General features: G+C 67.5%; 20 protein-coding genes. 3 read left to right on the top strand and 17 right to left on the bottom strand.

Annotation, left to right across the window (positions count from 1 at the left end):
* Positions 1 to 13 precede the first annotated feature (13 nt).
* From ACVJ6E_RS14935 to ACVJ6E_RS14915, 5 genes are all read right to left on the bottom strand, one after another.
* On the bottom strand, positions 14 to 982 hold the full coding sequence (locus ACVJ6E_RS14935) for an iron chelate uptake ABC transporter family permease subunit (RefSeq protein ID WP_120269397.1): 969 nt from the start codon (positions 980 to 982) through the stop codon (positions 14 to 16).
* A 76-nt stretch (positions 983 to 1,058) separates the two neighbouring features.
* Entirely contained in the window at positions 1,059 to 1,985 is a 927-nt protein-coding gene (locus ACVJ6E_RS14930) for a siderophore ABC transporter substrate-binding protein (RefSeq protein WP_120269398.1), read from the bottom strand.
* A gap of 47 nt (positions 1,986 to 2,032) precedes the next feature.
* Complete coding sequence (locus tag ACVJ6E_RS14925; RefSeq protein WP_120269399.1) at positions 2,033 to 3,001, bottom strand: alpha/beta hydrolase-fold protein; 969 nt, start codon at positions 2,999 to 3,001, stop codon at positions 2,033 to 2,035.
* 6 nt (positions 3,002 to 3,007) lie between these two features.
* Positions 3,008 to 3,295, bottom strand: coding sequence for a DUF2218 domain-containing protein (locus tag ACVJ6E_RS14920; RefSeq protein ID WP_067219570.1), 288 nt, complete (start codon positions 3,293 to 3,295; stop codon positions 3,008 to 3,010).
* A gap of 90 nt (positions 3,296 to 3,385) precedes the next feature.
* On the bottom strand, positions 3,386 to 5,566 hold the full coding sequence (locus ACVJ6E_RS14915; RefSeq protein WP_158592703.1) for a TonB-dependent siderophore receptor: 2,181 nt from the start codon (positions 5,564 to 5,566) through the stop codon (positions 3,386 to 3,388).
* A 232-nt stretch (positions 5,567 to 5,798) separates the two neighbouring features.
* On the opposite strand from ACVJ6E_RS14915, the gene ACVJ6E_RS14910 reads away from it, so the two are divergent.
* Positions 5,799 to 6,803, top strand: a complete 1,005-nt coding sequence (locus ACVJ6E_RS14910; RefSeq protein WP_120269401.1) for a helix-turn-helix domain-containing protein — start codon at positions 5,799 to 5,801, stop codon at positions 6,801 to 6,803.
* A 140-nt stretch (positions 6,804 to 6,943) separates the two neighbouring features.
* On the opposite strand, the gene ACVJ6E_RS14905 is transcribed toward ACVJ6E_RS14910, so the two are convergent.
* From ACVJ6E_RS14905 to ACVJ6E_RS14850, 12 genes are all read right to left on the bottom strand, one after another.
* Positions 6,944 to 7,753, bottom strand: coding sequence for a phosphodiesterase (locus ACVJ6E_RS14905; protein WP_120269402.1), 810 nt, complete (start codon positions 7,751 to 7,753; stop codon positions 6,944 to 6,946).
* A gap of 27 nt (positions 7,754 to 7,780) precedes the next feature.
* Entirely contained in the window at positions 7,781 to 8,809 is a 1,029-nt protein-coding gene (locus ACVJ6E_RS14900; protein WP_120269403.1) for an ABC transporter ATP-binding protein, read from the bottom strand.
* Complete coding sequence (locus ACVJ6E_RS14895) at positions 8,806 to 9,597, bottom strand: ABC transporter permease (protein WP_120269404.1); 792 nt, start codon at positions 9,595 to 9,597, stop codon at positions 8,806 to 8,808. The genes ACVJ6E_RS14900 and ACVJ6E_RS14895 overlap by 4 nt, the downstream gene beginning before the upstream one ends.
* 4 nt (positions 9,598 to 9,601) lie before the next feature.
* A complete protein-coding gene (locus tag ACVJ6E_RS14890) occupies positions 9,602 to 10,405 on the bottom strand; it encodes an ABC transporter permease (RefSeq protein WP_120269405.1) in 804 nt (267 codons plus the stop codon).
* A gap of 118 nt (positions 10,406 to 10,523) precedes the next feature.
* Positions 10,524 to 11,486: an ABC transporter substrate-binding protein gene (locus ACVJ6E_RS14885; RefSeq protein WP_120269736.1), complete on the bottom strand. Its 963-nt coding sequence runs from the start codon at positions 11,484 to 11,486 to the stop codon at positions 10,524 to 10,526.
* Positions 11,487 to 11,550: 64 nt separating this feature from the next.
* Positions 11,551 to 12,615 (bottom strand): LacI family DNA-binding transcriptional regulator, encoded by a 1,065-nt coding sequence (locus ACVJ6E_RS14880; protein ID WP_120269406.1) that lies wholly within the window; start codon positions 12,613 to 12,615, stop codon positions 11,551 to 11,553.
* 303 nt (positions 12,616 to 12,918) lie between these two features.
* A complete protein-coding gene (locus ACVJ6E_RS14875; RefSeq protein ID WP_120269407.1) occupies positions 12,919 to 14,016 on the bottom strand; it encodes an ABC transporter ATP-binding protein in 1,098 nt (365 codons plus the stop codon).
* Positions 14,017 to 14,031: 15 nt separating this feature from the next.
* Positions 14,032 to 15,762 carry an ABC transporter permease gene (locus ACVJ6E_RS14870; RefSeq protein WP_083206194.1) on the bottom strand — a complete coding sequence of 577 codons (1,731 nt, stop codon included), beginning with the start codon at positions 15,760 to 15,762 and terminating at the stop codon, positions 14,032 to 14,034.
* Positions 15,763 to 15,858: 96 nt separating this feature from the next.
* Complete coding sequence (locus ACVJ6E_RS14865) at positions 15,859 to 17,142, bottom strand: extracellular solute-binding protein (protein WP_120269737.1); 1,284 nt, start codon at positions 17,140 to 17,142, stop codon at positions 15,859 to 15,861.
* A 261-nt stretch (positions 17,143 to 17,403) separates the two neighbouring features.
* Positions 17,404 to 18,759 (bottom strand): sigma-54-dependent transcriptional regulator, encoded by a 1,356-nt coding sequence (locus ACVJ6E_RS14860; protein WP_120269408.1) that lies wholly within the window; start codon positions 18,757 to 18,759, stop codon positions 17,404 to 17,406.
* The gene (locus tag ACVJ6E_RS14855) at positions 18,746 to 20,863 is read right to left on the bottom strand and encodes an ATP-binding protein (protein ID WP_120269409.1); all 2,118 of its coding nucleotides are present in this window, start codon (positions 20,861 to 20,863) and stop codon (positions 18,746 to 18,748) included. The genes ACVJ6E_RS14860 and ACVJ6E_RS14855 overlap by 14 nt, the downstream gene beginning before the upstream one ends.
* The gene (locus ACVJ6E_RS14850; RefSeq protein WP_120269410.1) at positions 20,860 to 22,251 is read right to left on the bottom strand and encodes an extracellular solute-binding protein; all 1,392 of its coding nucleotides are present in this window, start codon (positions 22,249 to 22,251) and stop codon (positions 20,860 to 20,862) included. The genes ACVJ6E_RS14855 and ACVJ6E_RS14850 overlap by 4 nt, the downstream gene beginning before the upstream one ends.
* A gap of 278 nt (positions 22,252 to 22,529) precedes the next feature.
* Between ACVJ6E_RS14850 and ACVJ6E_RS14845 the strand changes: the two genes are divergently transcribed.
* Positions 22,530 to 23,309, top strand: a complete 780-nt coding sequence (locus ACVJ6E_RS14845) for a DeoR/GlpR family DNA-binding transcription regulator (protein ID WP_120269411.1) — start codon at positions 22,530 to 22,532, stop codon at positions 23,307 to 23,309.
* Positions 23,310 to 23,445: 136 nt separating this feature from the next.
* Positions 23,446 to 24,453 carry an ABC transporter substrate-binding protein gene (locus ACVJ6E_RS14840; protein WP_120269412.1) on the top strand — a complete coding sequence of 336 codons (1,008 nt, stop codon included), beginning with the start codon at positions 23,446 to 23,448 and terminating at the stop codon, positions 24,451 to 24,453.
* The last annotated feature ends 50 nt before the right edge of the window (positions 24,454 to 24,503 follow it).

The following is a 24,503-nucleotide window of genomic DNA, read 5'->3' as shown; positions in this document are numbered from 1 at the left end:
CGGGAGAGCGCGATCATGCGGCACGGGAGGGACGTCCCAGCAGGAGGTAGAGGAAGACGAGGCTGCCGAGCACGCCGAACACGGTGCCGGCCGGGATCTCGTAGGGCGCGACAATGAGGCGGCCGGCAATGTCGCAGGCGAGCACCAGGCCGGCGCCGCAAAGCGCCATCCATGGCAGCGAGCGGCGCAGGTTGTCGCCCATGGCAAGGCTGACGAGATTGGGCACCACCAGCCCGAGGAAGGGAATCGAGCCGACGGTCGTCACCACCAGAGCCGAGATCAGCGAGACGATGACGAGGCCGACAATGAGCGTGCGCCCATGGTCGAGGCCGAGATTGCGGCTCATGTCGCGCCCGAGCCCGGCAATGGTGAAACGGTCGGCAGCGAGATAGGCAAGGACGCTCAAGGCGAGCGTGAGCCACAACAGTTCGTAGCGGCCGGCGATCACCACCGAGAAGTCGCCGTTGCGCCAGGCGCCGAGCGACTGGATCAGCCCGTAATGATGGGCGATGTAGGCGGTGAGCGAGCCGATGATGCCGCCGAACATGATGCCGGTAAGCGGCACGAGAAGCGGCGAGCCGGGCGGTATCGCGCGCAGCAGGCGCAGGAACAGCGCCGTGCCGGCACAGGCAAAGCCGGCAGAGACCAGCGACTTCACCACCACCGGGCTACCTGGAAAGAACAGCAGCATCACCAGCATGCCGAGGCCGGCCGCCTCCGTGGTACCGGCGGTGGTCGGCTCGACGAAGCGGTTGCGCGTCAGCATCTGCATGATGACGCCGGCAATCGCCAGGCACGAGCCGGCAAGCATCAAGGCGGCGGTGCGCGGCAGCCGGCTCTCGAGAAGTGCGACCAGGGCCGCCTCGCGCGTTGCCGGGTCAAGCAGCCGGCCGGGGGTGAGGTCGGCGACGCCGACGAAGAGGCTGACGCTCGCCAGCGCCAGCAAGGCAAGCAGCCCTGCGGCAAGGCCTCCCGCAACCATGCCGGTCGGGGAGCCGGAACGTCGTGTCGCCATGTCAGGTATCGCTGTTCATCGAAGGGGCCGCGTGGCAGGACGCTCAGTCGAGCGCGGCGGCGATCTCGTCCACCATCGCCTGCATGGCGGTGAGGCCGGTGCCGCTCAAATACCAGCTGTCGGGATCGAGATACACCACCCGGCCGTTGGTCCAGGCCTTGGTCCTGCGGACGATCTCGTTGTCGAGCAGGACGCTGGCCGCCTGCCCGCGCCGGCCGATGGCCGCATCGCGGTCGATGACGAAGAGCGTGTCCGGGTCGGTCTTGAGGAGGAATTCGTAGGAGACCGCCTGGCCGTGGGTCGCGACCGCAAGGTCGGCGGCGGCGGGCGCAACGCCGAACACCGTGTGGATGATGCCGAAGCGCGAACCGGGACCATAGGCGCTCATGCGCCCGCCGGTGGTCATGATGATGAGGCCGGTGCCGGCGCCCTTCGCCTTGCCCTTGAGCGCGGCGATGGAGGCATCGAGCGCGGCGATGCGGCGCTCGGCTTCCTCCTCGCGCTGGGTGATGCGCGCCAGGAGCCGCACCTTGTCCTTGGCGTCCTCGATATAGCGGGAGGCATCGACCGTGACGTCGACGGTCGGGGCAATGCTGGCAAGCTCGGCATATTTGGCGGCCGAGCGCCCGCCGGTGACGATGAGATCGGGCGCGGCGGCCGCCACCGCCTCGAAATCCGGCTCGAACAGCGAACCGATCTTGGGATAGGCGGCCTCATCGTATTTGCGGAGATAGGCCGGCTTCACCCCCTCCGGCACGCCGGCAACGGGAACGCCCAGCGTATCCAGCATGTCGAGCGCGGCAAGATCGAAGACGAGGATCGTCTTGGGACCGAGCGGCACCTCGCTAGTGCCCTGCGCATGTTCGACCGTGATCGTCTCGGCGTGCAGCGGCGCGGCCGCGCTGAACAACAAGGCGCAGGCCGCAAGGGCGGACAGCAGGGAGAAGCGGAAGCGGGGAGCAACTGACATGTCATCCATCCGTTGGATGTGGGAAACGGTCGGCGGGCGAAGCAGGCTCACTCGGTGCAATCGATGGCGAGTTGCACCGCATCGAGCGCGGCAAGGATGCGGGACGTCTGGTGGGTGCGGCCCTCGTATTCCTCGTAGGAAAAGCGCAGGTGCCCCTCGCCCTTTTCTTCGACAAGGCCTGCAAGCGCGCGGGCATTGGTCACCATCGCGTTGTTGGCGACCCAGCGGCGGCGGGCCTCCACCTCCTCGCCGGCGCGCGCGTCCTGTGGGCCGAACTCTTCCTCCGCGCCTCCGACGGTGACGCGCAGGCCCGGCACGGGCGCATCGGCGGAAGCTGCCGGCGGGCGGGCAATAGCCCGCTCCAGATCAGCGAGCACCTGACGGTCGTCGACCCAGATCGACGGGCTGCTGGCCGCATAGCAGGAGAAGCTGTCCGGGCGGGTAGCGAGGCGGTGCAGCACCATCAGCCCGCCGAGCGAATGGCCGAACAGGGTCTGCGGCCCGGTCCGACCGCCCAGCGCCTCGCGCACCAGCGGCTTCACCTCGTCCTCAATGAGGGCAAGGAAGGCATCGCCGCCGCCGAGCTTCGGCCAGGGCTGGCCATTGGGCCGCTCCGGCATGACGTGGACACCGTCCGCCCGCGCGGTCGGCGGGGTCATGTCGTAAACGCGCCGGGCGACGCTGGCGCGGCCCCTCGGCCAGGCGATGGCGGCGACCGCGACCGGAGAACGGCCGGTGCGGGCCGCGAGCCCGTTGAGCGTGCGGGCAATGTCGGCGAGAAGCGCGAAACTGTCCTCGCCGTCGAAACTGTAGAGCACCGGCCAGCCGCCGGCCGGCGCCTCTCCGTCCGGGCGCAACAGCAACAGGTGGAACGGCTCGCCGCTCGCCTTCGCCGTGAAGGCGATCTCCTCCGCCCCCTCGATCCGCACGGGCTCGGAGGCGCGCGCAGGGGTGCCGGCCGCGATCAGCGCGGCGAGGCAAGGCACGATCAGGGATCGCAGGGCAGGCAGCGACATCGAGGCTCAGTCCTTGGGTTGCCAGACGATCTCCGGCTTTTCCCGCCAGGAGAAGCGCTCGAGATGGTCGTGGACGACGAACTTGGTGCGCGCCAGCGTCTCCTCGGTCTCGGAGACGCATTCGATCTTCAGCTGCTCCGCATCCGCCCACAGACGGCAGTCGCCGAAAGGAAAGTCGACCTCGCCGCGGGTCGCATCGAAACGGGCCTCCACCTTGTGGGCGAAGTGCTTGCACAGCTGCTGCAGGTAGCGCGATGCGTTGGCGGTGGTCACCGTTGTCTGAATGCCCGGCATGAATGGCTGTCCGCTATCAGGTTGCGCGGGACGGGGCGAAGAGAAGTCTCCGTCCCGTCCGTGTCGTTTGGTGCTTCCCCGGGGAAGCGATCAGAACTTCGCCGAGAGCCGGAAGGTCGCGCTGCGCGGCTCCCCGTAGAAGTTGAACACCGAATTTCCGCCGACGCGCGAATAGTACTTCTCGTCGAAGATGTTGTTCACGTTCAGCGTCGCGGTGAAGTTGTCGTTGATCCGGTAGCCGGCCATCAGGTCGGCGGTGACATAGCCCGGCGCCTTGATGGTGACGCCGCCCGACACGCTCGAGAACGAGCTGAACGCGGTGACGCCGCCGCCCACGAACACGCCCTCGAAGGCCCCGAAGCGCTCGTCGAACGAGTACTTGGTCCACAGCTGGAACATGTGCTGCGGGGTGTAGGTGCTGAAAGTCTGTCCGGCCTGGGCCGTGTTGAGATAGGTGCTGTCGGTATAGGTGTAACCGCCGGCGATCTCCCAGCCCGGCAGCGGCGAGCCCGACGCCTCGAACTCGATGCCCTGCACCTCGACCTCGCCCTGGGCGATGGAGGCGCCCGGCGTCGTCGGGTCGGCGACCGCGCGGTTCGTGTCGCGCAGGTTGAAATAGGCGAGCGAGGCGTTGACGCCGCTGTCGAACAGCTCCGCCTTCAGACCCGCCTCGTACTGCCGGCCCTCGCGCGGATCGATCATGTTGCCGGCCACGTCGGTCGCGGTCTGCGGCTGGAAGATCTCCGTGTAGCTGGAATAGGCGGAGAGCCAGTCGGTCAGGTCGAAGACGACGCCGGCATAGGGCGTGAACTTGGCATCGACGTCCTGCTTGCTCGTGACCGCGCCGGTGACGAGGTTGGTCGTCGAGGCGCTGTACCAGCTCAACCGGCCGCCGCCGATCAGGGTCAGCCGCTCGATCGGCTTCACCCGCAGCTGGCCGTAGACGCCGAAGCGGTCGGAATCGGTGCCCGTCTGGACGTTGTAATTGACCACCGGCTCGGGCAGCGCGGAGTTCCAGTTGTAGATGTTTTGGTTGCCGGCGATGGTGCCGGCGCCCTGCAGCAGCGTGGCGTCGGTGTTCTGGTAGTCGACGCCGACGATGATGTTGTGTTCCTGGCCGAACAGCTCGAACGGCTTGCTGACATGCGCATCGAGAGCGAGCGAGCCGGCCTTGTAGTCGCGCGCCAGCCAGCGGGTGTCGGCCGTGTCGCCGCCGCCGGAGATGATGTCGCCGCCCGCGCCGACATAGCCGTTGGCCCAGGCATAGAGGAAGTCGACATCCGTATCCTGGTAGCGGGCCGAGACCTTGGCATGGCCGCCGTCGTCAAACTTGTGCTCCAGCTCGGCGATGTAGTCGGTGACGGAATTGTCGAAGCGGTTCCAGTCGGCGCCGGTATAGGTGGAGCGGTCGAGATCGAGCAAGCCGCCGGTCTGCGTCGTCGGCAGGCCGTTGAACGGTGTGATGTCGCGGACCTGGTGGCTGACCGAGAAGGTGGCCGTGGTGCTCTCGCCGATATCGGCCTGGATCGTGCCGTAGGCGACGCCGACGCCGTTCTCGGTCGTGTCGACGAAGCCCTTGTCGTGCTGCAGGACGCCGACGAAGCGGCCGCGCACCGAGCCCGATTCGTTGAGACGGCCGGTCACGTCGACCTCGCCGCGCTTGTGCTCCCAGGAGCCGAAAGCGCCCTCGAAGCGGGCCTCGAAATCGCTCTTGGCCTGCTTCAGGCGCATGTTGATGGCGCCCGCCGGCTCGCCCGCCCCGCCGAACAGGCCGGCCGGACCGCGCAGGATTTCCACATGGTCGATGATTGCCATGTCGGGCTGGGTGCCGTAGACGCTCGACAGCGGCGCAGGCAGGCCGTTGAAGTAGAGATTGTCGAACTCGAAACCGCGCGAGAACAGGCTGGACCGGCCGTTGTCGTTGTTGAGCACGACGATGCCCGGGGTCTCCCGCAGGGCCGTGTCGAGCGAGGTGTAGCCGCCGTCCTCCAGCCGCTCCCGGGTCAGGACGGTGGTCGACTGCGGGATCTGGCGGACGGGCACGACGTCCTTCTCGCCGACGCTGACGAGATTGGTGGTGTAGCTGTCGCTCTCGTCCGTCTCGTAGCTGGCGCCCTGCACGACGATGCGATCGAGCACCGTCGGTGCCACGTCCTGCGCGAGCGCCGTAGCGGGAAGGACGAGACCGAGAGCGGTCGTCGCGAGCAGAAGCCGGCCAATCCGGGGCGAAGCCTCGCCCGGTACCGCCTGGTGGCCAATCTTCGTAACCATGTACACCCCCATACACTGCCCGGCAGCCGGTGCCGAGCAGAAACTTGATAAAAACACTCATGTTTGTTAGAGGAAGCACCTGACCAATGCCACCGCCGGACCTTTGCGCAGGCGTCAAAGATGTTTGCGCTGCACGCGGTGCCCGCAGGACAGGCGGCCGAGCGGTCCGCCGCCGCAGACCGAAGCAGGACCGGAGGCCGTTACCGGCACAATTGTGAGTCCACGACCGAAGATGGCGACCGGCTGCAATATCAGGGACAACGACGTTCTGGCGAACGACCTGCAGGACTGCGCGGCCGTCACGGGCCCCGGGTTCCAGCTGCTGAGGCCGCTGACCTCCTCGCGCTCGGCGGTGCTGCACGGCGACCACCGCATGACGCGCCTGCGCACGGGGCTGAACGTCCACACCTCCGACACGGTGACGCTGCAGGACATCGCCACCACCATCGAGCAACCGCCCGGCCTGACGCTGATGCTGTTCCTGGACGGCGGCGTCGACGCAACCATCGGCGGAGTGCCGCTCAATGTCGGCCGGCACGAGAACGAGCCGGTGCGCGGCGTGATGATCTCGCGCACCCGGCCCGACCGGTTCGTCCGACATGCCCGCAAGGGCGACCGGCTGCGCAAGGTGATCGTCACCATGTCTCCGCAATGGCTGGCCGAAAGCGGCATCGACGACATTGCCGGGCGCGAGACGGTGCGCACGTTCTGCAACACCCATCTTGCCCGCTTCGACTGGGTGGCCAGCCCGGCGATGATCGCCATTGCCGAGCAGATGCTGCATCCCCCGCATGACGGCAGCTTTTCCGAGAGCCTGTATCTGGAAAGCCGGGCGCTCGACCTTGTCGCCGAGGCCTTCGCCGCGCTGGCAAGCGAAGGGCGGGAGGCGCTGCGCACCGAACTGTCGCCGGTCGAGCAGCGGCGCCTGCAGGCGATCAAGGACGTGCTGGCCGACCCGGAGGCCGACGGCCTGTCGCTGGATCAGCTCGCACGGCAATGCGGGGTCAGCCTCAGCAAGATGCAGCGCCTGTTCCGCCTCGCCCATGGCGGCACGGTGTCGGAATATGTCCGCAGCACCCGCCTGGTGCGGGCCCGCCAGCTGCTGGAGCGCGAGGGCATCACCGTCGCCGAGGCCGCCCATGCGGCCGGCTACAGCAGCCCGGCCAACTTCGCCACTGCCTTCAAGCGTGCATTCGGCATCTCCCCGCGCGAGGCGCGGCGCAGCGCCCGCGCCTGAAACGGGGCTTCAGCCAAGACGCCGGGCTCCGGCCCACCCGCCTCATGCAATCGGCCCGAAAACCGGAAGAGGTTTTCGGGCCGATGCAGGTCTTCAGATCGATCTTTCGTCCGGTACGCCTTGGAGGGCGCGGCGCGATCTCAGACGCCGAGGAACGGATGCGGCCCGTCGAAGCGGCCGACCGGGATCCAGTGGCTGAGCAGCACGCCGTCGCGCAGCTCGTGCAGCATCATCGCGCCCGGCTCCACCGTCAGGCTGTTGCCGGCATTGGCGCGCTGGTCGAGCGTCACCGCATGCGAGGTGCCGGGGCAGACCTGACAGATGCGCCCGTCGACAAGACCGGCGATGGAGCGGTGCAGGTGACCGCAGACGATCCGCACCTCGCCCTTGTAGCCGGCGATCACGTCCCGAAGCGCGCTCGCATTGTGGAGGTTGTTGGCGTCCATCGCGGCGATGCCGGAAGTGATCGGCGGATGATGCAGGCCGAGCAGCACCGGCTTGTCGCCAAGGACGGCAAGGCGCGCCGACAGGCTCTCCAGGCTCTGCGGCGCGAGCTCGCCATGCGGGCGACCCTCGACCAGCGTGTCGAGGCAGATCACCGCCAGGTCGTCGAACTCCGCCACCCAGTCGATGGGACCGCTCGCCGGCATCCAGCCGCTGGAGGCCAGGCTGGAGCGCATCGGCTCGCGGGCGTCGTGGTTGCCCGGCACGGCGCGCCAGGGCAGCTGCAGCGGCGCCATGATGTCCTGGAACCGGCGGTATTCCTCTTCGGTACCGTGCTCGGTCACGTCGCCGGTGACGATGACCATCGCCACCGGGCCGATGGCCGGCAGCCAGCGGTTGATGGTGGCGACCGTATCGGCAAGCGCTGCGGCGGTATCGACCTTCTCGTAGGCCAGCTGGCCCTCGGGAACGATATGGATGTCTGAAATCTGGATGATCTTGGTCATGCGAAGAACAGCTCCCTGAGCTGGGATTTACGAACGGTCCTGGGGAAGAACGAGAAGATCGCCGGCATCGATACGCAGGCGAACCGCCTCGCCCGGACGCGGCGCCTGCCGGCCGGGATGCGTGGCGAACAGCGTCTCGTTCGTAACGCCGGCAATGCCGATCCGGTAGTGCCCGCCGGAAAAGGCGACCGTCTCGACCGTGCCCGACAGCGGGCCGGTCTCGTCCAGATGCACGTCCTCGGCACGCACGAACACCTCGACGCCGGCCGATCCGGCCGGCAGCGGCAGGTGGCCGCCGGGCAGCACCAGACGCCCGTCGACGATGGAGCCGGGAAGCGGCATGGCATTGCCGATGAAGCGGGCGACAAAGGCGGAAACCGGCGTGCGGTAGAGCTCCTCCGGCGGTCCGACCTGCTGCATCTGCCCATGCGACATGACCGCGATGCGGTCGGCGATGGCAAGCGCCTCGGCCTGGTCGTGGGTGACGAAGACGGCGGTGATGCGGAACTGGCGCAGCATGGCGGCGAGCTCGTCGCGCAGGCTGTCGCGCAGCGCCGCATCCAGCGCCGACAGCGGCTCGTCGAGCAGCAGGATGCGCGGGCGCGGCGCCATGGCACGGGCCAGCGCCACGCGCTGCCGCTGGCCGCCGGACAGCGCGGTCACCGCACGCTCGGCATAGTCGCCGAGCCGGCACAAGGCCAGCACCTCGTCGACGCGCTGCTCGCGCTCAGCCTTCGGGACCTTCCGCACCTTGAGGCCATAGCCGATATTCGCCCTGACCGACATGTTGGGGAACAGGGCGTAGGACTGGAACACCATGCCGACATTGCGGTGCTCGACAGCAAGACGGGTCACGTCCTCGTCGTCGAAACGCACCTCGGTACCGGCATCCGGCGTCTCCAGCCCGGCGATGATGCGCAGCAGCGTGGTCTTGCCGCAGCCCGAGGGGCCGAGCAGCGACAGGATCTCGCCCTCGCCGACCGTCAGGTCGGTCGGCAGCAGGGCACGGGTGCCGTCGGGATAGGTCTTGCTGGCGTTGCGAATGGTCAGCGTCATCGGGAAATCCTCTGTGCCCTGTCGGTGGCCCACTGCATCGCCATCAGCAGCGGCACGATCATCACGAAGAAGACGAGCGTGTAGGCCGAGGCGATCTCCAGGCGCATCGAGGCGTAGCTGTCGGCCAGGCCCACGGGCAGCGTCTTCAGATAGGGGGTGTGCAGCATCCAGGTCAGGTTGAACTCGCCGATCGACAGCGTGACCACGGTCAGCGCGCCGGCGAGAATGCCCGGCATGGCATTGGGCACGACGATGGTGCGGAAGCGCGTGGGAGCCGAAGCGCCGAGCGTTGCCGCGCTCTCTTCCAGCGACTTCAGGTCCATCGCCATCAGCACGGCCAGCACCGACCGCACCATGAAGGGCAGCGTGTAGAGCACATGGCCGACCAGGATGAAGGTCCACGACGTGCGGAAGCCCGTCATCGAGCCATAGAGCTGCAGCAGGGCAAGCGCCAACGCAAGGCCCGGCACCGCCAGCGGCAGCGAGATGAACTCCTCGAGAACCCGCGACATGCGGCCGGGATTCTTGGCCAGCGCATAGGCCGCCGGCACGCCGATCACCAGGGTCACGGCAAGACAGGCGATGGCAAGGCCCATCGACAGCAGGATGCTGTCCGCATAGAGCCGCCAGACCTCGTCGACCCAGCGCAGGGTCATGCCCGACGACAGGCCGCGGAAATAGTTGACGGTGAGACCGGCAAGGATCGACTGGATCGCCGGGACGATGAGGAAGGCGGCCGTCAGAAGGGTGACGGCAAGCTGCAGGAAACGGGGGAGGGTCAGGCGCATCGCATCAGCCTCCCGCCGCGACGGTGGCACCGGCGAAACTGCGCGCGACCAGCAGCAGAACCCAGGTGGCAATGCCGAGCAGCACCGACAGGGCCGAGGCCATCGCGATGTTCGCCGACAGGGTGAACTCGGTGTAGATCACCATCGGCAGCACGTCGATGTCGGTCGCCAGCGTGAAGGCCGTCCCGAAGGCGCCCATGGCGGTGGCGAAGGCAATCGCGCCAGCTGCGACCAGCGAGGGCGCCAGTCCGGGCAGGATCACGTCGAAGATGATCCGGTAGGGCGAGGCGCCGAGCGTGCGCGCGGCTTCCTCCAGCGAGGGATCCAGCTTCTCCGTCGCTGCCATCACCGTCAGCAGCACGCGCGGGATCGAGAAGTAGAGATAGCCCAGGAACAGGCCGAGCAGCGAATAGGCGAAGACCACATGGCCCGGCAGCATCATGTTGAACAGGCCCTGGCGGCCGCCCAGCAGGATGATCAGGAAGCCGACCACCACGCCGGGAAAGGCAAGCGGCAGGGTCAGGATCGACAGCAGCGCGCCGCGTCCGGGAAAGCGGTTGCGGGCCAGGAACAGCCCCGCAGTGGTGGAGATCGCGAGTGCCACGACGCTCACCGCCAGCGAGACGAGCACCGTCTGCAGCAGCGTCTGGAGATAGCGCGGTGTCTGCAGGATCTGCAGGTAGATGCCCCAGCCCTCGGCCCCCTCGCCAGACGCCATCACCAGCCGCACCAGGGGCAGGGCAAGAAAGGCGAGCGAGAAGACGGCGAGCGGCAGCAGGCAGAGCGCAATGAAAGTGCGATTGGCCATGGCGGTCCGTCGTCATGTTCATGTCGGAAAGCCCGCGCCGAAACCGGCACGCGGGCGAGAACCACGGATGCCGGGCGCGCGTTGCCGCACGCCCGGCCCCCATGGGAGGATGGCAGCGTTACTTGACTTCGTTCAGGTAGCGCTCGCCGAAGGTCGCCTGGGCCTTTTCCATCTCGGCATAGTCGACCGCGACGGCCCGCTCGTAGTCCGAGGCCGGCAGGAACTTGGCGGCAACATCGGCCGGCAGCTCGACCGGACGGGCCGGCTGCAGGTAGGCGTTGGTCCAGATCGCCTGGCCTTCGTCGGAGAGGATGAAGTCGAGCACCTTCTTGCCCGTCTCCTCATGCGGCGCGCCGGCCACAAGGCTCATGACGTAGGGAACGCGGATCGAGCCCTCGCACGGCAGGACGAACTCGAAATTGCCGTCCTCCTCGTACTTGCCGCGATAGGCGTTGAAGTCGTAGTCGAACAGGATCGGGATCTCGCCGGATACGACGCGGGCGAACGAGGTCTGCTTGGGGACCATCGGATCGTTCTGCGCCAGCTCCTTGAAGAACTTGATGGCCGGATCGAAATTCTTCAGGTCGCCGCCGAAGGCGATGTTCGCGGCCACCGCGCCGGCATAGCCGACAAAGGCCGAGGACGGATCGAGATAACCGACCATGCCGCGATACTCGGGCTTCTTCAGGTCGGCGAAGCACTGCGGCACCGGAGCCCCGCCCAGCGCGTCGACATTCACGAAGAAGCCGAGCGTACCGTAATGAACGGCGAACCAGCGGCCGTCGGCATCTTTGAGGCCCGCGGGGATCTCGTCGAAGCCGGCCGGCTTGTAGGCAGTCGCGACGCCCTCGTTGGCGGCCTTGATGCCCGTGGTCACGCCGTAATAGGCAACGTCCGCAACCGGGCTCGCCTTCTCGGCCAGCAGCTGGCTGAGCGCCTGGCCCGAGTTCTTGTTGTCATGCGGCATCTTGACGCCGAGCTTTTCCTCGACGGCCTTCAGCATCGAGGCCCAGTCTGCCCATTGCGGCGGACAGTTGTAGCAAACAGCGTCTTCGGCCTGAGCCGGCAAAACGGCGACCATTGTCATTGCAGTTGCAAGAAGCATATGTTTCACGGCGGTGACTCCTGCGGTTCGGTAGCTCGGGTTACTGTCTCGACGGCGGGGAAGTTGCCGCTTCTCCGCCGTCTGTGCTTCCCGGCGCTGGCGGTCCGAGACTGCCGCCCTGCCGGAAACTGAAAGTCCTGGCCGGATCCGGCCGCGCCGGCGGCGTCTTGCCGGCTAGCCGTGCCAGGACGGTTCTTGCCGCCCCCTCGCCCATCGCCCGCGGATCGGTCACCACGGTGGCAAGGTTCGGCTCCACCATCAGGCCCGTCGAGATGCCGTCGAAACCGACGATCGACAGGTCCTGGGGAATGCGCATGCCAAGGCCTCGCGCCGCCTTCATGGCCGCGAGCGCCAGATAATCGTTCGATGCGAAGATGCCGGTGACGTCCCTGTGGGCGGACAGCAGCGCGCGCAGCAGCTCCAGCAGCTGGCCCTCCTGCTCGGCGATCTCCAGCAGCACGGGCGGCGCCATGCCGAGCGCAGCGCAGGCCTCGGCAAACCCCTCGAAGCGCTCGCGCGAGCGGTCCGAGCGGCCGAATTCCAGCGCCAGGAAACCGGTGTGCCGATGGCCGAGCCGGGAGAACTCCCGCGCAACGGCGGCCGCGGCCGCCCTGTTGTCGACCGTCCAGGCCGGAAAGCCCTCGCAAGAGCGGTTGTAGACCAGCGCGCAAGGCACCCCGCGCGCCACCACCTGCTGCAGCCCCTCGCTCTCGTCGGCATTGCCGACCGTGACGATCAGCCCGTCGACCTGCTTGGCGAGCAGGGTGCGGATCGCCCGGCTTTCCAGCTCGGCGTCGTAGTCGGAACAGGCAAGGATGAGCTGATAGCCGGCGCGGTTGGCCTCGGCCTGGGCGGCCTGCACCACATCGGCGAACACCGGATTGGCGAGCGAGGGCACCACGCAGCCGATCGTGCGGGTCGTGCTGCTTTGCAGGGAGCGTCCGAGATCGCTGAACTCGAAGCCGAGTTCGGCGGCGGCGGCGAGCACCTTCTCGCGCGTCTTCTCGCTCGTCGACCCCCGTCCGTTCAGGACGCGGCTGGCCGTCGCGATACCGCAAGCGGCGCGCTCTGCCACATCCTTGATCGTAGGTGGTCGAATTTTCACCAGTCCCTCCCAAGCCGGCTACGGATCGGTACAATACCGCCGAAATCGGAAAATGGAAACGTTTCCATTACACATACAGCGCGCAAATGTCAGTTTGATGAAAGCAAGCGCCTGCCCAACAGACAGGCAGGCCCGCCCACTGAAGCTGCCGAAACGGCAGCCTCGCCTGTCGTATCAAGGTCTTGGCAGATTTCTGGAGGGTCGGTGCGGAGCGCGTACGGGCCCGCCCTGGCGAAAAAATCTCGAAACAAAAAATGGCGCCGTCCGCAGACGGCGCCATGATCTTGCGCGAAGTGCTCTCCCTCAGCGGGCGAGGATCACGCCCTGTCCGGGCACCACGCGCAGCATCACCTTGGTGCCGGCTGCACGCCGGTCGCCGCCGCGCCGGTGCACTTCGTCCACCAGCACTGAGCGGTCGCCGATCTCGACGAAGTAGCGAATCGTGTCGCCGAGGAACTCGCTGCCCGAGATGGTGCCGGCGATCTCTCCAGCGCCACCATCGGCGAATTCCAGCCCGCGCGGCCGCAGCACGAAGCTCGCCTCGCCTTCGCCATGCGTCCCCTGCAGCGGGATCGACGAGCGCTCGTCGAGCACGAAGCGGCAGGCGCCGTCGCGTACGATCACGCGGCCGTCGAGGATGTTGGCGGTGCCCAGGAACCGCGCCACGAAGCTGTTGGCCGGCTGGTCGTAGACATGGTCGGGCTCGCCGACCTGCTGCACCACCCCGTCCGACAGCACCGCGATCCGGTCGCAGATCGTGTTCGCCTCTTCCTGGTCGTGGGTCACGAAGATCGTCGTGATGCCGAGCCGCCGCTGCAGAGCCAGAAGGTCCTGCCGCATCTGGACGCGCAGGTTGGCGTCGAGATTGGACAGCGGCTCGTCGAGCAGCAGCACCTTGGGCTCGATCACCACGGTGCGGGCCAGCGCCACGCGCTGCTGCTGGCCCCCCGACAGCTGCGAGGGATAGCGGTCGGCATAGGCGTCGAGCCCGACGAGCTCCAGCGCCTCGCGCACCCGGCGGCGAATCTCCTCCGCCGGCCGGCGCCGTTCCTCCAGCCCGTAGGCGACGTTCTGACGGACGGTCATGTGCGGCCACAGCGCGTAGCTCTGGAATACCATGCCGACATCGCGCTTCCAGGGCTGCAAGCCGATGACGTTGCGCTCGCCCAGCAGGATCTCGCCGCTCGGCCGCGGTCCGAAGCCGGCGATCGCCCGCAACAGGGTCGACTTGCCGGAGCCGGACGGGCCGAGGAAGGCGAAGAACTCGCCGGCCCCGATATCGAGGTCGATGCCCTTGAGCACCTTGGTGGTGCCGAAGGACAGGGTCAGGTTGCGGATCCGGATCGGCGTCGCGCCGCCGGAGGTCCCGGACTGACCGGTGGTCTCAATCGCTTGAAGCATGATCGTGCTCCGTTGTCAGTGCGAGCCGGCGGACGCGGATTGCTCCCGTCGCGCCTTCTCCACGAGATGTTGGGCGAAGTAGGTGGCAAGGCCGACGATCACGACCGTGATCACGCCGAGGGCAGCACCCGGACCGCGCCCCGCCGCCGACTGCATGAACAGGTAGAGGCCGTAGGCGAGCGGCGCGTCGCTTTCCTGCGCCACCAGCATGATCGTCGCCGACAGTTCGACGGCGGCCGTCGCGAAGCTGGTGACGAAGCCGGCGACGAGACCGGCGGCCATCAGCGGCAGCACGATCCTGCGCACCGTGCGCACCTTCGGAGCACCGAGGTTTTCCGAGGCCTCCTCCAGCGACGGGCTCACCTGTTGCAGCGCCGCCGAGCACGAGCGCAGCGCGTAAGGCAGTCGCCGTGTCGCCAGCGCGATGACGATGATGCCCCACCATGTGGCGAGAGGTGCACCGGTGAACGGCATGTCCACGCTGTAGAACAGGCGCAGATAGCCGATACCGAGCACGACGCCAGGAACCGCGAGCGCGGCCATGGCGATATAGTCCAGCCACTTGCGCCCGATCAGCGTCGTGCGTGCCGCCAGATAGGCGATGGCCGTGCCCAGCAGCACGTCGATCAGCGCGGCGATGCCGGCATAAAGCAGCGTGTTCTTGATGAACGGCCAGGCCTTGTTGACCGCCACCGCATAGTGCTCGGTGGTGAAGCCGTCCGGCAGGACCGAGAAGGACCACACCGTGCCGAGCGACAGCAGCAGAAGGCCGATATGCGGCGCCAGCACGATGGCCAGCAGCGCCAGTACCACGAGATAGCAACCGGCCGTTTCCAGTGCGCCGAGATCCCGCTTGGACAGGCCCCCGCCGCCCTTCTGGGTGGTGGAATAGTCCTTGCCGCGCATCGCGCTGATCGACACCCACATGGCGAAGATCGAGCAGACGATGAGGATGACCGAGATCACGTAGCCCATCGGGTCGGAGATGCCGACCGAGGAGATGCGCAGGTAGGCCTGCGGCGCCAGCATGTTGTTGACGTTCAGCAGCAAGGGCGTGCCGAGGTCGTCGAACACCTTGACGAAGACCAGCGAGGCGCCGGCGATGTAGCCGGGCATGGCCAGCGGCAGCACGATGCGGCGGAACAGCCGCATGCCGTGCGAACCCAGCATCTGCGCAGATTCCTCCATCGACCGGTCGATGTTGCGAAGGCTTGCCGACAGGTTGATCAGGATGAAGGGGAAGTAGTGGATCGACTGGACGAGGATCACCCCGTTCAGCCCCTCCATGAAGGGCAACGTGATGCCGAACCAGTCGCGCAGCAGCAGGTTGACGCTGCCGTTGGAGCCGAACAGAAGCTGCATCGCCACCGCGCCGATGAAGGGCGGCATGATCAGCGGAACGAAGCCGAGCGTCTGGATCAGCACCGCGCCGCGGAAGTTGAAGCGCGAGGTGATGTAGGCGAGCGGCAGGGCGAAGATGGTGGCGAGCACCACCGACATCGCGGCCACGTAGAAGGAATTATAGAAGGACTCGCGGAACAGCGCGCTCCGGAAGAAGTCCATGAAGTTGGCCAGCGTCAGCTGGCCGCTGCCGGGATCGGTGAAGGCGACATAGATCACCATCGCCACGGGCAGGATCAGGAAAGCGACAAGGAAGAGCAGGATACCGAGCGCGGCCGTCAGCGGCCCCCAGGATATGCGCTGCCCGAAACTTGCACGCGAAGGGACGGTCGACAGCGCAGCCATGCGCGGTCCTCCTCATCAACGGGCGGATTGTGTGGGACTGAAGGAACCGGGGCGGGCGATCCCGTGCCGGGACCGCCCGCAGACGCTGGTCTTGCGTCAGTTCGCGGATTTCGCCTTTTCGGCGAGGTCCACCGCCTTCGCATAGTTCTCGACGATGCGGGCGTCCCACTCCTGCTCGACCTCGGCCTGGCGGCCGCTGGACTTGTCGTCCTCGCTCTTGCGCTTGGTCGTGAAGATGGCGCCGAAAGCCGGGTCGTTCGCCGTCTCCAGGTCGACCGGGGTCCAGGCCACCAGGGCACGCGCCTCGGCAATCAGGTCCTTGGCTGCCTGCGAGCCGCCCTCGCCCACGGCCGCCTCGGCCTCGTGGATGGCCTTCACGGCCGCGGCCAGCTCCTTGTGGCGATAGGTGATCATGCTGTCGAACAGCGCGTTGACCGCGTTGTAATGCGCCTTGGAGGCTTCGCTGTCGAAGCTCACGCTGGCCTTGATCGTGTCGCCGACGAACGGGTTCGGGAAGCCTTCAGGCGCGTTGGCATAGGCTTCCGGATTGACCGGCAGACGCATGATCTTCGGGTCGAGCAGCAGCTCCTGGCCCTTCGCCGACAGCAGGAAGTCGACGAACTTCTTGGCATTGTCCTCGTTCGGCGCGTTGCTGACGACGCCGACATTGGCCGGCACCAGGGCGGTCACGTCCGGATAGACGAAATCGACCGGGAAGCCCGAGGAACGCGAGGAGAAGCCGAAGAAGTCGATCACCACGCCGAAGCCGAAGGAGCCGGTGTTGACGCCGTCCGGCACGCCGAAGGAGCGCTCGGTGATGGTGTAGGAGTTGCCGCCGATCCACTTGATCTGCTCCCAGCCCTTCTCCCAGCCCTCGCCCTGCAGGATCGTCTCGATCGTCAGGTGCGTGGTGCCGGAGCGCGAAGGCGAGGAAATGCCGACATGGCCGAAATACTCGGCCTTGGTCAGGTCGGACCACTGCTTCGCCGGCTCGATGCCGTAGGACTGGGCGTAGCGGGTGTTCCACATGATGCCGTAGCCCGACAGGGCGAAGCCCGTGTAGAAGCCGTCCGGATCGTTGATCGGATAGGCGCCGATCTTCTCCGGCAGGCCCTCGACCGACGAGGTGTACTTGACCAGGAGGCCGTCGGCCTTCAGCACCTCGAACGCGTCGGGAGCCGAGGCCCAGAAGATGTCGGCGGAATTGTTCGACGTGGTTTCCTTCAGGAACTTCACGCCCGAGCTGGTGCTCTTGTTGACCACCTCGACGGTGACGCCCGGGTTGGCCTGCTCGAAGGCGTTCTTGTAGACGTCGGTGACGTCGGCCGGATAGGACGTGACGATGGTCAGCTTGTCGCTGGCGAGCGCGAGCGTCGTCATGGACACGCTCGCGAACAGAGCGGCCGCCCCCGCGGCTGCTTTCAGGGCAAAAGAGCTCACTTGTATTCCTCCCAATGGATCCGACCTTTGCCGGCCGGTGCCCTTTCCCCTCTCAAATGCCGTGCCAGAACCGGAAATCCGGCCGAGAAATTAGATAATTCAATGATTTCAATCGAATAGAAAATCAGCCCGCCGAGGACCTCAGTCAGGACTGTTCCGGAAATGACTCAGCTGGGTGTCAGCAGGTGAGTCGAAATCGACTCACCTGCTGATGCCGCGCTCGGGCAGTTCGATGCCGAGCTTTTCCATCCTGAGATAGAGCTTCTTGCGCGGGATGCCGAGCTGGCGGGCGACCGCCGACAGGTTGCCGGACGAAGCCTCGATGGCCTCGCGGATCGCCGCTTCCTCGAACCTGTCGAGCCGCTCCGGCAGGCTCGCCGCCGCCCCGCTTCCACCTGCCGGCTGGCGGGAGCCGAGGCCCAGCGCCAGCCGTTCGGCCCGGTTGCGCAGCTCGCGCACATTGCCCCGCCAGCGCTCGCCGATCAGCCCGGCCATCACCGCCGGCGCGATCGCCGGGCATTCGCGCTGGCGCGCGGCCGCCGCCTCGCCCGCGAAATGGCGGAAGAGAACGGGAATGTCCTCCGCCCGCTCGCGCAAGGGCGGGATGCGGATCTCCGCCATGTTGAGGCGATAGAACAGGTCCTCGCGGAACGTGCCCGCATCGGCCGCCTCGCGCAGGTCGACCTTGGTCGCCGCCACCACCTTGACGTCGATGGGCACCGGCTCGTTGCTGCCGACCCGCTCGATGGCCCGCTCCTGCAACGCGCGCAGCAGCTGGGTCTGCAGGTGCAACGGCATGCTCTCGATCTCGTCGAGAAACAGCGTTCCGCCCGAGGCATGCTCGAACCGGCCGATCCGCCGCTTCAAGGCGCCGGTGAAGGCGCCGGCCTCGTGGCCGAACAGCTCGCTGGCGATCAAGTTCTCCGGGAGCGCGCCACAGTTGATCGCGACGAACTGACCCTGGCCGCGCGGGCTGAAGCGGTGCAGGCACCGCGCCACCAACTCCTTGCCGGTGCCGGTCTCGCCGTGGATCAGCGTGTCGACATCGGCCGCCGCCACCGCCAGCACCTCGTCGCGCAGCAGCGCCATCGCCCGCGAGATGCCGATCAGGACGCCGGAGATCTCGCGATCCGCCGCCCGTTCGCCGCGCAGGCGCCGGTTGTCGAGCTCCAGCGCCCGCAGCCGCAGGGCATTGGCGGCGAGCGCGATCAGGTAGTCGGGGTCGGCCGGTTTTTCCAGGAAGTCGAAGGCGCCGGAGCGCATCGCCTCGACGGCGCGCGGCACGTCGCCATGGCCGGTCACCAGGATGAAGGGGATCGCCGGATCGATGGCATGCACCCGCGCCATCAGCTCCAGCCCGTCCATTTCGGGCATGCGCAGATCCGAGATCACGACGCCGGCAAAGCGGCTGTCGAGCCCGGCAAGCGCCGACAGCGGCTCGCCATGGGCGCGCACGGTGTAGCCCTCCAGAACAAGCGTCTCGCGCATGGCCTCGAGCACCGCCGGATCGTCGTCGACCAGCACGATCGTGCCGCCAGTGTCCCTAGATCCCGCCATCCGCCGTGCCCCTTGCCTCCTGCCCTTCGTCCGCCCGGTGCAATTCCAGGATCGCGCGCGTTCCCCCGCCCTCGGCGGGAGCAAAGCGCAGGCTGCCGTCGAAATCGCGGACGATGTTGTAGGAGATCGACAGGCCGAGACCAAGCCCCCGGCCCGGCCCCTTGGTGGTGAAGAACGGGTCGAAGACCTTGGCGAGCACGTCTTCGGGAATGCCGCAGCCATTGTCCGCGACCTCGATTTCCACCCGCTCTCCGGCCGCCCGCACGCAGACCGCGACCCGCGGCGCCTCGGTTGCCTCCACCGCGTCGACCGCATTGCCGATGAGGTTGATCAGCACCTGTTCCAGCCGGTTGGCATCGGCCCGCACCATCGGCCCGCCCGCCTCCTGCGGCAGGTCGAAGGAAATGCGCGCGGCGCCCGGCTGCATCCGGAACAGCTCCGCTGCCCGCAGCACGATGGGCACCGGATCGCAGCTCGCCGCCTCGCGGGTGCGGCGGCGCGCCAGCGTCTTGAGGTGGTTCGACGTGTCGGCCAGCCGCAGCACCAGGCCCGAGACCTGCTCCAGCTTCTCCTGCACCTTGCCCGTGTTGGCCTGGTCGAGATAGCGCCGCGCATTGTGCAGGTAGGAGCGCATGGCGGCGAGCGGCTGGTTGAACTCGTGGGCGATGCCCGCCGACAGCTGGCCGAGCGCCGCCATCTTGCCCGCCTGCACCAGCTCCTCCTGGGTTTCCAGCAGCTTGGCTTCCACCTGCCGGCGCTCGCCGATCTCGTGAGTGAGCCGCTCGTTGATCTCCACCAGTTCCAGCCGCCGCCGGCGGGCGAGCTGGCTGCGCCCCTGCAGCGTGCGCAGCGCATCGGCGAGCTGGCCCATCTCGTCCCGCCCGGTGACGTTGACCGGCGCGTCGAGCTCGCCTTCCGCGATGGCCCGCATGGATTTCAGCAGGCTGGACAGGCGCGGAATGAACTGCCGGCCGACCGTCAGCCAGCCGACCACCAGCGCCACCACCGCCAGCAAGCCGCCGAGCCCGAGCAGCAGCACCGTGCCCCGCGCCAGCGCATCGCGCGCAGACGCCGCCGCCTCGACCGAACGCCGGCCGGCGGAGGCGACGGCCCCGCTGACCAGGCGCGACAGCCGGTCGAGCTTGTCGCCCGCCTCGTCGACGATCACCGCGCTCTCGCCCGCCAGCGCCGCCTCGCTCAGCTTCAGGTCGAACAGCTCGCCCCCCGGCGCGCCGAGCCTTGCGATATCCGCCAGCGCCTGGCGCAGGGTCACCGTGCTCGCCGCCTGCGCCAGCAGCGAGACCATGTCGCCGGTGCCGGCCACCGCCTCGCCGACGTCCTGGCGCAGCAGCTCGATCACGTCGCGGTCCTGCGCCTGGGCAACGCGCAACAGCTTGCCGATCAGCAGGTTCACATGGGCATGCGCGCTCCACAGCGTCTCGGCAAAGCTCAGCTCGCCCTCCAGCAGCTCGGTCTGCGGGGCCGCGCCTTCGGCGGCCGGTGCCGCGCCCTCCAGCGCGTCGAGCGCAACGCGGATGTTGAAGTCGGTGTCGACGATCAGCGGCTCGATCTCGCGCAGGGCCTCGTCGTGCAGGCGGTTGAGCCGCACCACCAGCGCATCCACCTGCTGGCGGATCTCCAGATGCCGGGCGACATTCGCATCTATCCGGGCGATGTCGGCGGCGAGCGACTGCGGCAGGTCGGCGGCAAGGTCCGCACTGCCCGGCAGCTCGTCGGTCAGCGTGCGGCCGATGCGCTCCAGCAGGTCGGCAAGGCTGGCCACCGCCGTCTCGAGCCGCGCGCGGCTTTCCTGCCGGGTCTCGGTGCTGCGGGCGAAGACGAGGCGCGGCATGTCGGCGCGAATGCCCGTCGCCACCTCGGCGAAGCGCGAGATGTCCGCCTGCCGCCCGCTCTCGATGGCGACGAGATCGCTCACCGTCTCGCCGTAGCTGGAAAAGACGTAGACGGAGAGCGCCGCCGTGCCGATGCCGACCGTCGCGATGATCGCCAGCGCCGCGATCAGGCGGAAGCCGATGAAGGAATGCAGCCGCTCCGGCCGCGATGAACCGCCGTCCTGCCCACCGCCATTCATGAGCGCGGTCACCGTGACGCCGGCGAAACGGCGACAGCGGCCGCCATACGGCGCTGCGCCTGCTCGACCAATGCCCCGGCCTCGGCCAGCCGCTCGCGCGTCTCCCGGTGCCAGCTTTCCATCAGCCGCTCGCGAAAGGCGCGGTTTTCCAGCCGCTCGGGACCGCCGGGCGAGAACACCCGCACCAATGCCGGATCATGCGCCATGAAGGCGCGCACCGGCACGCCGGTCGCCCGGCGATAGGCCTGACCCAGCAGGGCACGCGCCTCGCGCGCGGCATCGCCGTCTCCCGAAACCGTCGCGTCGACTTCCCGCCAGCGTCGCCAGAACCGCCGGTGCTCGTCGAGCTGGTAGGTCACCAGCTGGTCGAACAGCGCCACCACCACGTCGCGCCGGGTGGAGGCGAGCAGATAGTCGAACCGGTCCTCGAAGGGCGTTGCCTGCCGGGCAGCAGCCAGCGGAATGCGCGCCACCTGCGGATCGGCCAGCAGCGCCTGGCCCGCCTCCCCTTGCAGGAAGGCGACGAAGCGGCGGGCGCCTTGCGCGTGACGGGCGGTGCTGAGCGCGGCAACGCCGGCCGGCAGCATCACGTCGCCGGGCGCGGCGAGAAAGGCGAGTTGCTCGCCGTTCGTCTGCTGGGTGCGGGCAAGGAACCCGACGCCGATGCCGACCGGAAAACGGCCATGCGCCAGCCCCTCCGGCACGCCGAAGGAGCGCGCCGTCACCGTCGCCAGATTGCCGGCCAGCTGCTGCAGATAGGCCCAGCCTTCGTCCCAGCCGAGCGATTGCAGCACCAGTTCGACGAAGAGCAGCGTCGTGCCCGAGCGCGCCGGCGCGGACATGGCGACCATGCCCGCATAGTCCGGTGAGAGCAGCGATGCGAGGTCGGCGGGCGCAGGCAGCCCCCTGGCGCGCATCAGGTCGGGCCGCCACATGATGCCGAGTTGCGAATAGGCGAAGGCATGAAGCCGCGGGGCAGAAGGCTCCGGCTCGCTCGCCGCCGCCTCGCCCGCCCGCTCCGGCCGCGCCAGCAGCCGCGCCCGTGCAAGCTCCGCAATGGCGATCGGCGAACTGGTCCACACCACGTCGGCGCGCGGCAGGCGCTCGCTCGTGACATGCTCGATGAGCGCGTGGGTCGACTTGTGCAGGAAGCGCAGTTCCTCGCCCGGATGAGCGCGCGAATAGGCGACTGCCACCGCCTGCGCGAACGGCTCGGGATAGGACGTCAGCACGATGGTCGGCGGGCCGCCGGCAAGAGCAGCGGGCGGGCCGGCATCCTGCGCGACCAGAGGGCGGGGCAGCAGGGCAAGGGCGAGCGCTACCAATCCGGCAACGATCTTCCACGGGCGGCCGCCCCCTCCTCCCGGGGCGGACCGGACTGCAAGACGTGAGAGTGTCATTGTCTTTCCTGTGCCCGGTCCGGCGCGCTGCTCCTCCGCAGCGCCCGCGATACCGGTCACGGTGATCACGATTGCGGCATTTGGCCACAAGGACGCCGGCTCTTCAAGGCACACAACCCGGCTCTTCCACCATGGGAAGTTCTGACCAGGCTTGCCTTGACGGCCGGACCGTGCCCCTATTCCCAATGAGACAAATGTTCGATTTCGAACAAAATAGCGAAACCGAGGGACGATCGAGGGATCGCCGAGGGACCCGGGGGCGGCAAGAGAAACAGCGGATGCGGACGGACGAAAACCCCAAGAAGAAGACCCTGCGCCAGCAGGAAGTCATGAGCTTCCTGGAGAAATCCGGCTATGCCTCGGTCGAGGAACTGACCCAGCGCTTCGCCGTGACGTCCCAGACGATCCGCCGCGACATCGGCGAACTGGCGCAGACCGGCCGCGTGCGGCGCCATCATGGCGGCGTCGCGCTGGCGAGCCCCATCGACGCCCACACCTACCGGCAGCGCCGTGTCGACCGGGCCAGCGCCAAGCGCCGCATTGCCCGCCGGGTCGCGGAACTGGTCCCTGACGGAGCCTCGGTTTTCCTCGACACGGGCTCGACCTGCGAGGCGGTGGCCGAGGCCCTGTGCGAGCGCACCGCTCTGCGCGTCGTCACCTACGGCCTTCGCGCCGCAGTCACCCTGATCGACCGGACGGACTTCACCGTCGCGGTTCCCGGCGGCTTCGTCCAGAACGTCGCCGGCAGCGTGATGGGCGAGGACATCGCGGAGTTCATTCGCCGCTTCCGCTTCGACGTGGCGATCATCGCCGTCAGCGGCATTGCCGAGGATGGCGGCATGGGAGACGATGACCAGAACGAGGTGTCGATCGTGCGTGCGGCCATCGGCCAGGCACGCTCGACACTGCTTGCGAGCGATTCCAGCAAGTTCTACCGCACTGCACTGGTGCATCTGGGACCGGTGACGGAGGTTTCCGACCTCGTGACCGATGCGGCGCCGCAAGGTGCACTGCAGCAGATCCTTGCCTCATCTGAGGTCAGGCTGCACATTGCGTGATCGCAAGCTCGCCGGAAATCCGTTCGGCGGCTAAAAAATCTCGAAACTTGTATTTAGACTGTTGTGAAGCCGCGCCATTTGAGCGTTAAATGTCGCAAAAAGAAAAATGTTGCCTTTCGAACAGAGGAGAACGGAGATGCACCTGACAAAGAGGTCCGCACTGGCCGCCCTTGCAGCGATGATGCTGTCGGGCACGGCAATGGCCGACACGATCACGGTCTACACGTCCTATGAGGAGGACGAGGCCGCGGCCTTCCTCGAGGAGGCGAAGAAGGCGCTTCCCGATCTCGAGGTGAACATGCTGCGCCTGTCGACCGGCGACCTGGCTGCGCGCATCATCGCCGAGAAGGCCAATCCCCAGCACGACGTGCTGTGGGGCTTTGCCGTCACCTCGATGGTCAATCCGGAAATCCTCGAGGGTCTGGAAGCCTACAAGCCGGCCGGCATCGACCAGGTTCCCGAGCGGTTCCGCGATGCGGACGGCAAGTGGTTCGCCGTCACCGGCTACATGGCCGCGCTCTGCGTCAACAACGAGCGGCTGAAGGACAAGGGCCTGAAGATGCCCACCTCCTGGGCCGATCTGACGGACCCGTCCTTCAAGGACGAGGTGGTCATGCCCAATCCGGCCAGCTCCGGCACCGGCTACATCCAGATCAACTCGCTGCTGCAGCTGATGGGCGAAGAGAAGGGCTGGGAATTCCTCGACAAGCTCGACAAGAACGTCGCCCAGTACATCAAGTCGGGCTCGCGGCCCTGCAACGCCGCGTCGGCCGGCGAGTACACGGTCGGCGCCTCGTTCGGCCTGCGCGCCGTCAAGAACATCGAGGAAGGCTATCCGATCACGCTCGTCGTTCCGTCCGAGGGCGCCGGCAACGAGATGGAAGCCAACGCCCTTGTCGCCGCCTCTAAGAACAAGGACGCCGCCAAGCGCTTCCTCGACTGGACCCTCAGCGAACAGGCCGCCAACGTCTATTACGACTGGAAGGCCATCGTCACCGTGCCGGGCGGCAAGATGCCCGAGCGCTTCACCTCTGCCGGCCTGCCGGAAGACGTGTCGAAGGTGCTGTTCCCGGTCGACTTCAAGGCCGCAGCCGAGGAGCGCGCCCGGATTGTCCAGACCTGGCAGGAAAAATACGAGCGTTGAGAACGGCTTGAGCCGGCTCCCGGCCGGCTCTGCGACCGGCTTTCCGGCGG

It is taken from the genome of Stappia sp. G46H5W (genome assembly GCF_058448995.1).
The sequence above is the reverse complement of the archived record's forward strand: the minus strand, read 5'-3'. Positions and strand labels throughout refer to the sequence as shown.

What these genes read in the sequence shown, in the direction of transcription:
- ACVJ6E_RS14885 (WP_120269736.1), bottom strand. Translation starts at nt 11,486, where the DNA reads ATGGTCGCCGTTTTGCCGGCTCAGGCCGAAGACGCTGTTTGCTACAAC.
- ACVJ6E_RS14925 (WP_120269399.1), bottom strand. Translation starts at nt 3,001, where the DNA reads ATGTCGCTGCCTGCCCTGCGATCCCTGATCGTGCCTTGCCTCGCCGCG.
- ACVJ6E_RS14910 (WP_120269401.1), top strand. Translation starts at nt 5,799, where the DNA reads ATGGCGACCGGCTGCAATATCAGGGACAACGACGTTCTGGCGAACGAC.
- ACVJ6E_RS14860 (WP_120269408.1), bottom strand. Translation starts at nt 18,759, where the DNA reads ATGGCGGGATCTAGGGACACTGGCGGCACGATCGTGCTGGTCGACGAC.
- ACVJ6E_RS14920 (WP_067219570.1), bottom strand. Translation starts at nt 3,295, where the DNA reads ATGCCGGGCATTCAGACAACGGTGACCACCGCCAACGCATCGCGCTAC.
- ACVJ6E_RS14890 (WP_120269405.1), bottom strand. Translation starts at nt 10,405, where the DNA reads ATGGCCAATCGCACTTTCATTGCGCTCTGCCTGCTGCCGCTCGCCGTC.
- ACVJ6E_RS14895 (WP_120269404.1), bottom strand. Translation starts at nt 9,597, where the DNA reads ATGCGCCTGACCCTCCCCCGTTTCCTGCAGCTTGCCGTCACCCTTCTG.
- ACVJ6E_RS14865 (WP_120269737.1), bottom strand. Translation starts at nt 17,142, where the DNA reads ATGACGACGCTCGCGCTCGCCAGCGACAAGCTGACCATCGTCACGTCC.
- ACVJ6E_RS14850 (WP_120269410.1), bottom strand. Translation starts at nt 22,251, where the DNA reads ATGACACTCTCACGTCTTGCAGTCCGGTCCGCCCCGGGAGGAGGGGGC.
- ACVJ6E_RS14875 (WP_120269407.1), bottom strand. Translation starts at nt 14,016, where the DNA reads ATGCTTCAAGCGATTGAGACCACCGGTCAGTCCGGGACCTCCGGCGGC.
- ACVJ6E_RS14900 (WP_120269403.1), bottom strand. Translation starts at nt 8,809, where the DNA reads ATGACGCTGACCATTCGCAACGCCAGCAAGACCTATCCCGACGGCACC.
- ACVJ6E_RS14870 (WP_083206194.1), bottom strand. Translation starts at nt 15,762, where the DNA reads ATGGCTGCGCTGTCGACCGTCCCTTCGCGTGCAAGTTTCGGGCAGCGC.
- ACVJ6E_RS14930 (WP_120269398.1), bottom strand. Translation starts at nt 1,985, where the DNA reads ATGTCAGTTGCTCCCCGCTTCCGCTTCTCCCTGCTGTCCGCCCTTGCG.
- ACVJ6E_RS14840 (WP_120269412.1), top strand. Translation starts at nt 23,446, where the DNA reads ATGCACCTGACAAAGAGGTCCGCACTGGCCGCCCTTGCAGCGATGATG.
- ACVJ6E_RS14915 (WP_158592703.1), bottom strand. Translation starts at nt 5,566, where the DNA reads ATGGTTACGAAGATTGGCCACCAGGCGGTACCGGGCGAGGCTTCGCCC.
- ACVJ6E_RS14905 (WP_120269402.1), bottom strand. Translation starts at nt 7,753, where the DNA reads ATGACCAAGATCATCCAGATTTCAGACATCCATATCGTTCCCGAGGGC.
- ACVJ6E_RS14845 (WP_120269411.1), top strand. Translation starts at nt 22,530, where the DNA reads ATGCGGACGGACGAAAACCCCAAGAAGAAGACCCTGCGCCAGCAGGAA.
- ACVJ6E_RS14935 (WP_120269397.1), bottom strand. Translation starts at nt 982, where the DNA reads ATGGTTGCGGGAGGCCTTGCCGCAGGGCTGCTTGCCTTGCTGGCGCTG.